This is a genomic window from Brasilonema angustatum (assembly GCF_059505445.1).
This window is the reverse complement of record NZ_JCACKO010000102.1, coordinates 213,834-225,334: the sequence shown is the minus strand read 5'-3', so window position 1 is coordinate 225,334 and position 11,501 is coordinate 213,834. Positions and strand designations below refer to the sequence as shown.

The 11,501-nt window shown below is 41.5% G+C and carries 5 protein-coding genes and 1 pseudogene; 1 reads left to right on the top strand and 5 read right to left on the bottom strand.

Annotated features, from left to right (window positions below; genetic code table 11):
- Positions 1–151: 151 nt before the first annotated feature.
- Positions 152–1,117, top strand: a complete 966-nt coding sequence (locus AC5JM2_RS17695; RefSeq protein ID WP_495836160.1) for a M48 family metallopeptidase — start codon at positions 152–154, stop codon at positions 1,115–1,117.
- Between the two features lie 50 nt (positions 1,118–1,167).
- On the opposite strand, the gene AC5JM2_RS17690 is transcribed toward AC5JM2_RS17695, so the two are convergent.
- The 5 genes and pseudogenes from AC5JM2_RS17690 to AC5JM2_RS17670 form a co-directional block, all read right to left on the bottom strand.
- The gene (locus tag AC5JM2_RS17690; protein ID WP_495836159.1) at positions 1,168–2,226 is read right to left on the bottom strand and encodes an MvdD family ATP-grasp ribosomal peptide maturase; all 1,059 of its coding nucleotides are present in this window, start codon (positions 2,224–2,226) and stop codon (positions 1,168–1,170) included.
- 356 nt (positions 2,227–2,582) lie between these two features.
- Positions 2,583–2,957, bottom strand: a pseudogene (locus tag AC5JM2_RS17685) (MvdC/MvdD family ATP grasp protein); the annotation flags it as partial.
- Between the two features lie 30 nt (positions 2,958–2,987).
- The gene (locus AC5JM2_RS17680; protein ID WP_495836158.1) at positions 2,988–3,266 is read right to left on the bottom strand and encodes a microviridin/marinostatin family tricyclic proteinase inhibitor; all 279 of its coding nucleotides are present in this window, start codon (positions 3,264–3,266) and stop codon (positions 2,988–2,990) included.
- A gap of 812 nt (positions 3,267–4,078) precedes the next feature.
- On the bottom strand, positions 4,079–6,844 hold the full coding sequence (locus AC5JM2_RS17675; RefSeq protein ID WP_495836157.1) for an SDR family NAD(P)-dependent oxidoreductase: 2,766 nt from the start codon (positions 6,842–6,844) through the stop codon (positions 4,079–4,081).
- Positions 6,845–6,887: 43 nt separating this feature from the next.
- Entirely contained in the window at positions 6,888–11,483 is a 4,596-nt protein-coding gene (locus AC5JM2_RS17670; RefSeq protein ID WP_495836156.1) for an O-linked N-acetylglucosamine transferase, SPINDLY family protein, read from the bottom strand.
- Positions 11,484–11,501: the final 18 nt, after the last annotated feature.

Genomic DNA, 11,501 nt, shown 5'->3' with positions numbered 1-11,501 from the left:
AAGTAAAGTGATTTTTGAGTTGCTTTTAGCCCCATTACTATTATGTTGTCAGTTTCAGGAGTGAATTGTTATGTGTTAATTGTCGGTTGTCCATTGCTGATTGTTATGGTAACCATTAACCACTAACTAGTATCCAAATAACCCACTAATTATGCCAACTTACACAGGAATCTCCAGCGAAGCTTTTAGACATCCTCTGGATCGCCAAGCTGAACAAGCGTTGCGTAATTTACCAGGATTTGATTTTATCGCCCGTAAATTTGTGGAATTTTTTGTCGAACGCCCCCAGTTAGTCTATTTAATGGGCAACACCATCCAAGTCGGGCCACGCCAATATTCCACTGTTTACCAGATCTTTCGGGAATGTGTGCGGGATTTGGATATTTATCCAGAACCTGCACTCTTTGTTGAGCAAAATCCCCAAGCAAACAGCTACGCGCTGGGGCAAGAGCATCCTTATATAGTGATAAATACAGGGACATTGGACTTGCTAAGCGAAGCCGAAATTAGGGCGGTGCTAGCCCATGAGCTGGGACATATTAAATGTGGTCATACTATTCTAATTCAAATGGCGATGTGGGCAATGAGTGCTGCTTCTGCCATAGGGGAGTTGACCTTCGGTATAGGTAATTTTGTCACTCAAGGTTTGATTTACGCTTTTTATGAATGGCGGCGTAAAGCCGAGTTATCGGCAGATCGTGCGGCATTGTTAGTGACGGATGACTTAAACTCTGTCATGACTTCTATGATGAAAGTCTCCGGAGGCAGTATCAAATATGCTAATGAATGCAGTTTGCAAGAATTTATCCGTCAGTCAGAAGACTACCAAGCACTCGATGCAGATGGACTGAATCAAATATACAAATTTTTGATTTACAATGGCGCTGGTGGTACAATGCTTGGTCATCCTTTCGCTGTAGAACGGATACACTACCTGCGACAGTGGGCACAATCAGAAGAATATCAGCAAATTAAGAAAGGTAATTATCAGCGAGCAACGGCTGCAGGTGCAGTCAATGTAGAATCACAGACCGCTCAAAATAAAGAAGTAGAAACTTTGCGCCGACAAATTGAAGAATTGCAAACGGAAATTAATCGCATTAAAAAGTCTGAGTAACAACGTATTGATGCAACTCGTTTGCTCGTCATAAACAACAATTCCTACCTTCAAACTGTAGCTTGCTTCTCGCAAGTGCGAGTACGAAGTGAGGTTAAGGTAGGAAAAATATCAACATCAGTAGAATGCGGTGCTTTCTGGTAAGTAAGTAGAACTTCAGCAATTGCTTGCGAAATTGGTAAGCCAGGACAGCGTTCCAGCCAGAAAAATTCCCCAACAGGGTTAATTTCCAGGAATACGTGGCGTCCGTCAGGTGTTAAGATAATATCAATCGCCCCATAATTTAAGCCGAAGTAACTCATCAGTTCGAGAAGTTTCTTCTGCACATCTTCTGGCAAATTGTAGGACTCCCAAGCGTTGATTAAAGCAAGTCCTTGTCGTCGCCAGTCATATTGAGCTTTTTGATTGCGTTGGGAGTCGATAGCCGCAGTGAAAATATGCTGTCCGACAATTGTTGTCCGCAACTCTAGCGCCTTTGGCAGTTTCTCTTGAAACGTCATTGGGCAGAAACGCAGTCCCTGAAGATTTTCTAAATCCTGATCTTTGACTAGGTTCGTAAAAACAACCTGTTCTTCGCCTTTATCATCGTAGATAGCGAAAGAAGAAAGCATTTTCGCAATCATTCCTTGCTCACACTCCTGAGCAAATTGCTTTACTGTTTCTGGATTATTTGTTGTTAAGGTGCGTGGGGTATCTAAACCAAGTCCCCGTGCGACTTGTAACTGTAATTGCTTGTTTTCGGCTAAACGGATATTTTGCAGGGGATCAAGGTGAAACCCTTTGATACTAGCAATCATTCCCTGAATGGTGGCACGAGATTCTTGAAGTGAGGCTTGTCTCAATTGCGCGTCCATCTTACCAGGAATTCTTGATCCAATGGCAATTCGCCGATACCAAACTGCGGAAACTTCACTTAAGTCTAACTTTTGTTCGTCAGTTGTCAGAATCAGTTTTTCACATTCTTTGGTATGGTAAGCATCTAGCTGAACTTCTGTGGGAAATCTGTCTGTGTCAAAACGAAATGCTTTTCCTCCTTGAGCTTTTATTGCGTTCATCACCAGAGGAATGCTTTCGTTGTCTTGGCTATGAGTAATGATTAAAACTGTCATATAAATCCTGATTAAAAAAGTCTTAAGTAGAACGGCGCAAAAAAACCAAAGTATGTAACGGAAAGTAAAGTTGCCCAAAAAGCTCTTCTCTTCTGCCTTCTGCCCTCTGCCTCCTGCCTTGTCATAACGACAATTTTCAACACCGACCTACTTATTTATTAAGTTGGAAAAATTTTTTATGATTTTGTGATCAGGGCGTCTGCGATAGCGTTTGCGTAGCGCCCCTTTTGGGGCTAGTGCTATTGGTTAAGCGCAAAGCGCTCAGCATGAGCGTTCGGCAGATCGCCTCAGAAATTGGATAGCCAAAATCTCGCTTTTGTGTTTGGAAATTTCTTCTTGAAATACCATCGGACAATTATCCGCTGCAAATCATCCACCCAACGAGCCTGCTTAAGACTGTCCCAAAAGCCATCTAAAGTGGCTAATGACTCTTTAGCACACGCTGCTTTCAACTGTGGAGCCAATTCTTCACCTAAATAAGGTTGCCAAATGCGACGCATCCAAACAGCTTGCACCTGCTTTGTGCTGATAGAGTTATTACCATATTCCAGCCTATAATCACTCCCAGAATTGCTGAGTTGAGCTTTGAGTTGCACAGCAAGTGGAAATTTATCTGTGTCGAAGCGGAACGGTTGCACTCCCTTTTTTAATAGGGCTTGTTCAACTCTATCAATTGTGAAATAATCACCGCTGTGGATGATTAATAAAACAACATCACGTGGTTGGTGCATACAAAGACAGCCTTAAGGCTTTATTTTACGTTATCTATTTATGTCGTCATCACCATCTGATGGATACTTGTTCGTCATAGCTTCATCACTATCTGATGGAGCCTTCTTAGTAACACCGTCTTCATTATCAGATGGAAATTTCAAAGTAGTAAATATTTCATCTTTGGCAGGCTTAGAAATTTTCCCATAACCACCATGAACTGTTTCCATTTCTTCTTCAGACAAGTCTTCACAGAATTGTCCTTCTAAATAGCGGGCGAAAAATGGCACCGCTTTGTCATTTGAAGTTTGCTGATCATTGTCAGACATATGTTGCTCCTTTGGATTTGTAAATGTGAATTGGATGAAATCTATACATGAAATTTATTGCAAAAATACAATTTATTGGTGTTTATAATAGCAGATAAACGCAGAGAATTTATCTGTTTTTCAATTCATAAGATTGACTTTTGCAATAGGTCAATTATTCTTTCTTGCTAATTATCACAATAAATAGAATGACAACAAAATTGTGATGAACTGCTGGATTTATTATTTAGATGCAACCCTGATTGAAACTTTTGACTAATCTGACTTTGACTCTGGCCAGATGTCCTGGAAAAACTTTTTCATTAGGCAATAATCTTGCTATTAGTTTAGATTCTCCGTCTGGCTACAAGTTGTTTGCCGTTCTTAATACTACCACCGATTATCCTGATAATTTTCGTATAATTATAGTCAAGACAAATAAGCTAACTTTTGTCAAATATCTTGCTTTTTCTTGTTGTAGTATCAAGCAGAAAACATCACGAAATATTTCCCCAAAAGCCTGCTCACTTTTATTTGGTTATTTTCTTTATAGCCTTTTTTGTTCACTTTGATACTATATCTGAATTGCTGAAAAGAATCAACATTGTTTAAAAAAATTACATTTTTTTCCTTTTTAAGAGTTTATTCTTCTCTTTAGAACTTCACTACAAAATTAAACGAATTTCATTTTTTACCGTTTTTAACACAATTAAAAAATCAGTTAGCTTATCTTAGTTAAGCCTAAATGTTAACTTCCGGAATTGGGATCTCAGTGATGGTTGGGATATCAAGTTTGTTTTAGTGATAAACACATTTAAACTTTTGCCACACTGTCATTTAGGGGGAGTGAGATTACACCTTTGGGCAATCTCATTCCGTAGCAAAGACACTTTATCTTGGGTTAGCCAGGTAAATAACTTCGCCATCGCAATAGAAGAGCGATCAATTTTGAGAACTTCCTCAAGCATCTGCCAGGCCCGGGCTACATTCCCAGCTTGCAGTGGAATTATTGTGGATTGCAGGCAATAGTTAAAGTAATGGCTACGGGATTTTGCCGTAATCTCGGTACACAGTTCAGATGGCAGATAACTCTGGGAGATTTCGATCGCACGGCGGATAGATATAATCTGAGTCCCAGATAATAAAAGATCGCTAGTTATACTGTTAGAATGCTCACGGAAACGCGCCAAAATACCAGGCTCACACCACCAATCATAAGAAGCGGCAATGCGTTTATACAGTTCCCAGTCAGAAGTGAAACTCAACTCAGGAAGATAGCCTCCTAGGCGTTCATGAGCTAACCGACGAATGACAACTGCCGACATATTTAATGGATTAGCCACTCCAATTTTCCACAGCCAATCTTGAGTTACGCCTTTATATTCTCCACACACTTGGCGAAAGCAAATCACTTTTTCTTTCTCATTAATATTTTCATAACCTGTAAAAGCTGCTCCAATAGACTCTGAACACCCTTCTAGACTCTGCTTTAACTGGGAATAAAAACCAGGGAGAACATAGTCATCGTCGGGAATAACATGAATCCACTGACCGCGACCGAGAGCAATACCTGCGTTCATATTTTTGATGGGGCCAATATTCTCTGGATTGCGGTAGTAGCGCACGACTCCTTTGCCGATACTGTTTACCATTTCAAACACAGGTGTCTGACTAGCATTATCCATAACCAGAATTTCCATCTCCTCTTCTCCTGGCCATTGTGCTAATACGCTAGTAAGACATTCAAACAGATAGTCAGTGCGGTTATATACTGGAATAACCACACTCCAAAAAGGTCGCGGTTTCTCACTGTCACAAACGGGTGGAATCGCTGGAAACTGATAAGCTCCGACAGTGACCTCTGTTTGGGAAATTGATGGTGTTACTGAAGCCTCCTTCGTCGTTTCAGTATCCTGGTAAGCTTCTACAGCTTTGGCGTAGTGGGGATTAATCAGCTTTAACCATTGTCGGTAAGCAGCAGCTGCCTTTTGTAACTGGTTTTGCTGTTGGTAAATCTTGCCTAAGTTTTGATAAACTTCCGGGTAGTTGGGATTAAGTTCTGGAACTTTTTGATAGCAAGCTCTAGCCTCTTCTAACTCCCCAAGTTCATGCAGCACAACCCCCAAATTGTAATGAGCTTCAACCAAATCGGGTTGTAGGGCTAAAGCTTGCTTGTAATAAGCAACAGCAGTCTTTAAATCGCCTGCTTTTTTCCGGGCAACACCCAATTTGTGATTTAATTGTGCATAGTAGAGTTGTTTTTCGCCAGACAGCTTGCCTTGGGCTTGAAGTGTATTGCCCAAATTTGCCTCTGCTTCTGTAAAGTCCGGCTTTAATTCTAGGGCTTTTTGATAGCAGGTAATTGCTTCCTCAAACAGTTCTTGTTGTTGCAGAGCATAGCCCAAGTTGTTGTAAATTGCTAGTGAGTTTGGTCGTAGGGCAAGAGCTTGATGGTAAGCGATCGCTGCTTCTGGAAATTGCTCTTGAGCTAAACGCAAATTCCCTAAACTGAACCAACTCTTGACAGAATCTGGCTGCACACCAACAGCAGCACTCAGAAACTGTTCCGCCGACTGGAGATGACCGCTCTGCAGCGCTAGCGCACCTAACCCGTATAATGCCTCAGGATGGTTGGGCTGTTCTGCCAGCACCTGACGGTAACTTTCCTCAGCCTGGGCTAGGCGATTAGCTCGATGATGCTCAACAGCAAGTTGCAGGATTGCAGAAATTCTGCTCATATTAATTTCTGCAACCCTCTGCAATCGGTTCAATCTAAGTGCATACAAGCTTTTTTCTCTGAGTTCCCGATTGCGTTTTTGCATCTCATTCAGGTCGTCGCTGACCTGGATGTATTGCCCGGACAACTCGTCATACCTACCAGATGCCAATCGCAGAACAAGCTCCACCGCTAACTCCGGCGGTACGTCTAGACCTTTTTCAAATATTTTACTAGACCAGGGAATCCACTTCTGTCCTTCGGCAGAGAATGCCACGTCTATCATTCCCGTCCGAACCGCCCCAGGGCAGATAGCAAACACACTCACCCCATACTGTTTTGTCTCAAGAGCCAAGTTTTCACTAAACCGGATTAAGGCGGTTTTGCTGACCACATAAGGCGAGAGATAAGCGCAACCTACCAACGCAGCTTCACTTGCGATATTAATGATCCTCCCTCGTCTTTGGGCGATCATGTTCGGCAAGACATATCTTGTGCACAGCAATGATCCGTGTAAATTCACTTCCATATTTCGCCACCACTCTTGAGGATCAATCTCCCAGACTGGTCCAAGTGGGGACAAAACGCCTGCATTATTGATCAGCAAATCAACAGATCCGAGTTGCTCTTCGATTTGGTTTACAACCTGCTCTACTGCTGCTTGATCAGTCACATCCACCGTCAGTGCGATCGCTCTGCCACCCGCTTTTGTAATATATGATACGGTCTCCTCAAGCTGATCCGCAGAACGCGCGATCACAGCCACTGACGCCCCAGCAGCAGCCAGAGCAATGGCATATGCTTGACCCAAACCTCGACCACCGCCAGTGATGATCGCCACCTGATTTGTCAAGTCAACGATTGCTGCTGGATTAATCTTCATACTAAATCTCCTGTTGATATGAAGGTTGGAATCTGGGAGGCTGTTAAGTAGAAATCGCGTCTTTGAGTTGGTTCTGCTTTTGGGAAATCTTGTCTAAGTTTTGATAAACTTCCGGGTAGTTAGGATTAAGTTCTGGAACTTTTTGATAGTAAGCTTTAGCCTCTTCTAACTCCCCAAGTTCATGCAGTACAACCCCCAAATTGTAATGAGCTTCAACCAAATCGGGTTGTAGGGCTAAAGCTTGCTTGTAATAAGCAACAGCAGTCTTTAAATCGCCTGCTTTTTTCCGGGCAACACCCAATTTGTGATTTAATTGTGCATAGTAGAGTTGTTTTTCGCCAGACAGCTTGCCTTGGGCTTGAAGTGTATTGCCCAAATTTGCCTCTGCTTCTGTAAAGTCCGGCTTTAATTCTAGGGCTTTTTGATAGCAGTTAATTGCTTCCTCAAATAGTCCTTGTTGTTGCAGAGCATAGCCCAAGTTGTTGTAAATTGGTAGTGAGTCTGGTCGTAAGGCGAGAGCTTGATGGTAGGCGATCGCTGCTTCGGCAAACTGCCCGTGACCTAAACGCAAATTACCTAAACTAAACCACGTCTTGACAGAATCAGGCTGAGCTTGCGAAGCAGCACTCAGCCACTGTTCGGCGCTTTGAGGCTGCCCCAACTGAATAGCCAGCATACCCAAACTGTATAAAGCTTCTGGATGGTTAGGTTGTTTTTCCAGAACTTGATGATATAGCTTTTGTGCGTCGTCTAAGCGATTGGCTCGATGGTGTTGAACTGCGAGTTGGAAGGTTTGGGCCACTTCTTGCGCGTCAAATCGTCTTGGTTTATTGACCACCTTGAGGAGAAAATCTTCCAGTGCTCTAACTGGTTTTAAGTCGCCATATAACTTGTGCTTATTTTCAGCAACTTGCTTTTTAATATATTGACGATATTCAGGATCTTGCCCAAGACGAACTGCAATTTTCACATAATCTTCTTTAGTTGCAGCAATGGTTTCTTCTATGCCCATCATTTTGAGTATTGCTAGGGTATGCCGTCCCCGCATCAAATCTCCTGGCAAGGTGACGACGGGAATATTATGGGCGATCGCTTCCAGGGTAGTATTACCTCCAGACCAACCCATGCTATCCAAGAAGACATCTGCTATGGCTGCTGTTCCCGCAAACGCGTCGGAATCTAAGCGAGGCAAAAAGATACAATGGTCTTGATAATTTAGCCCACAGTCATTAAAAGCATCATCTAACCGTTGGCGAAAGACTTCAGTAATATATTTGCCTTGTGGTGCTTCAAGAAAGACAAACTTACACTTAGGTAACTCTTTAGCAATTCGAGGAAAGACATCATCATGCTGTGGTAAATACTTGAATAAGGATTGACAGCACCAGAACATGATTTCATCATCGGCGATACCGATATCCTGTTTACTGATTGCTTGAGGTTGAATTTCTAAAGGGGTGTAATGGATAGATAAATTGGGCAATCTGACTAACTGCTCAGTGTAATGGTTTTGAGCATTTTCGGGTTCCATTAAATCACTGCTCAAGTAATAGTCAATTGTCGGTAGCCCACTGGTTTCAGGGTGAATCCAAGATCCTATTTGAATGGGAGCTAGTCTTAAGCAACCCAACTTCACTGTCATCGGATCCATCCCGAATTCCGGAAAAATCAAAATATGTAACTTGTCTTTTTGAATGGTTTCACACCATTGTTCAAGCAGAAGTGATCCACTCGTAAATTTGTCAAACACTTTCGCCGCTGTTTGAGTATGGTGATCTCGTGTTGGATCAGTGTGATACCCAAATAATTCAAACTCACTCCTATCTAGGTTTTCTACCCAACCCCTAATTAACTTCCAACAAGAATGATTGCGAAAAAATCCGGTCAAAAATCCAACGCGAACTTTTTCGCTAGGTTGTAGTTTTGGAACAGAGATAAGCTGGCTCCATTGGGGATAGCAATCCGACATCAGCCCAGCAATCATTTGTCCGTATTTGTGCTGCAAACAACGATCATTTAACCCTTGATAAGCCAGATAAAAAGGCTGTAGAAAACCGACAAATTTAGCCGCCTCTATTCTTTCTTCGGGAGTCGCTACTTGATAGTGCTCAGCTAATTTTTGGAGACATTGCTGATAATTCTTTCGTCTCAATTCAATGTCGTCAAAATTGGAATAAATAATCGGTAGCTGAGCCATACAAATACCAAGTTTGGCTGCAGCCAAATCAGGTTGGATGTTTAAGGCTTGCTGGTAATACTCTACGGCTTCTTCTAACTTACCCTGGTCGCAGAGTGCTGTTGCCAAGTTGTAATAAAACAAGGTATCGTTAGGGTCGATTTGTAAAGCTTTCTGGTAAGACTCGATCGCTGCTTCTAACTTGCCTTGTTCCTTAAGGATATTTCCTAAGTTGTTCAGTGCGATAGAGGCTATTAGGGGATTTGGGTAGAGATTTAAAACTTTTTGGTAAGCTTCGGTCGCCTCACATAATTTATTTTGCGCTTGCAATACTTGTGCTAAGGATATTTGAGCGAGAACATAAGTGGGCTGAATTTTTAAGATATGCTTGTAGAGAGATTCTGCTTCATAAAAATTTTGACACTGATGTTTATCAATAGCTTTGTTGATGAGATATTGAACATCTGATTCGGAATCATTATCCCGATTAAATTGATGGACTCTGGATTCTTTTCCAACTAAATTTAAAAGAAAATTTTCCAGTGCTCTAACTGGTTTTAAATCATGATATAACTTATATTTTTGCTCAGCAACTTGCTTCTTAATATAGTGACGATATTCAGGATCTTGCCCGAGACGAACTGCAATTTTTACATAATCTTCTTTAGTTGTAGCAATGGTTTCTTCTATGCCCATCATTTTGAGTATTGCTAGGGTATGCCGTCCCCGCATCAAATCTCCTGGTAATGTCACGACGGGAATATTATGGGCGATCGCGTCCATAGTCGAATTACATCCCGACCAACCAATGCTATCTAGGAAGACATCGGCGATAGCTGTCATTCCGGCAAACCTGCTGCTATCCATATGAGGCAAAAAGATGCAGTAGTCTTGATAATTGAGTCCGAATTCTTCAAAAGCACGGCTTAACCGCTGCTGAAAGGTTTCGGTCACACATTCGCCTCTGTTATTTTGAATAAATACAAACTTGCAACTACCTAAATCTTTAGCAATTCGAGGAAAGACATCATCATGTTGCGGTAAATACTTGAATAATGCTTGACAGCACCAGAACATTAATTCGTCATTTTTGATGCCTATTTCTTTTTTGTTTATGACTTGATGTTGAATCGCCAACGGCGTGTAATGAATCGATAGATTGGGCAACCTAACTAACTTTTCTGTATAGTGTTCTTGAGCATTTTCTGGTTCCATTAACTCACTGCTCAAGTAGTAGTCTATTGTTGGTAACCCACTTGTATCCGGGTGTCCCCAAGATGTGATTTGAATGGGAGCTAGTCTTAAGCAACCCAACTTCACTGTCAGCGGATCCATCCCAAATTCTGGAAAAATTAGGATGTGTAACTTGTCTTTTTGAATGGTTTCACACCATTGTTCTAACAACAATCGTTTTTGAGTAAATTTGTCAAAAACTTTCGCTGCTATTAGAGTTTGGTGATCTTGTTTGGAACCAGTATGATATCCAAATAATTCAAACTCACTTCTATCCAGGTTTTCTACCCAACCCTTAATCGGGATTTTCCAATTAGAATGATTGTAAAAAAATCTGGAAACAAAACCGATGCGAATTTTTTCGTTCGGTTGCAAATCTGGTAGAGGAATAGCTTGGCTGTATTGGGGATAGCGATTCGATATCAGCCCAGCAATCATTTCCCCATATATTTGCTGTAAAAAACGATTATTGAAACCTTGATAAGCCAGATAAAAAGGCTGTACAAAACCGACCGCTTTAGCCCCCTCTGTCCTTTCTTCGGGAGTAGCGGCTTGATAATGGTAAGCCAGATTTTGGAGACATTGCTGATAATTATTTCGCCTCAACTGAATGTCGTCAACATTGGAATAAATAATTGGTAGCTGAACCGTACAAATGCCAAATTTTGCTTGAGCATAGTTGGGTTTAAGGCTTAATGCTTGCTGATAAGACTTCAACGCTCTTTCTAACTCGCCTTGTTGCAGCAAGACATTTCCTAAATTGTAATGAGCCTCAGCATAGTCAGGTTTAATGTTCAATGCTTGTTGATAGGACTTTAATGCTGCGTCTAGGTTGTCCTGTTGTAGGAAGACACTTCCCAAATTATTATGAGCTTCAGCATAGTCAGGTTTAATGTTTAATGCTTGCTGGTAAGACTTCGACGCTGTTTCTAACTTGCCTTGTTGCAGGAAGACATTTCCTAAATTGTAATGAACATCAGCATAGTCAGGTTTAATGTTTAATGCTTCTTGATAGGACTTCAACGCTGCGTCTAACTTGCCCTGCTGCTCAAATAAACTTCCTAAATTGCAACTTGCGATCGCGTAATATTGGCTTTCTAATTGGGGTTGAAATTGTAATATTTGTTTATATAGCGATTCAGCTTCATCCAATTGACCTGACTGATGCTTCTGCGTCGCGATTACGATCAAAGATTTAATGTTAGATTCTAAAATCTTTTCAGTATTCATGGCTGTACCCAGATGATA

Bases quoted from the DNA above. Each gene is read 5' to 3' on its own strand.
- AC5JM2_RS17695 (WP_495836160.1), top strand. From the start codon at position 152: ATGCCAACTTACACAGGAATCTCCAGCGAAGCTTTTAGACATCCTCTG.
- AC5JM2_RS17680 (WP_495836158.1), bottom strand. From the start codon at position 3,266: ATGTCTGACAATGATCAGCAAACTTCAAATGACAAAGCGGTGCCATTT.
- AC5JM2_RS17675 (WP_495836157.1), bottom strand. From the start codon at position 6,844: ATGAAGATTAATCCAGCAGCAATCGTTGACTTGACAAATCAGGTGGCG.
- AC5JM2_RS17690 (WP_495836159.1), bottom strand. From the start codon at position 2,226: ATGACAGTTTTAATCATTACTCATAGCCAAGACAACGAAAGCATTCCT.
- AC5JM2_RS17670 (WP_495836156.1), bottom strand. From the start codon at position 11,483: ATGAATACTGAAAAGATTTTAGAATCTAACATTAAATCTTTGATCGTA.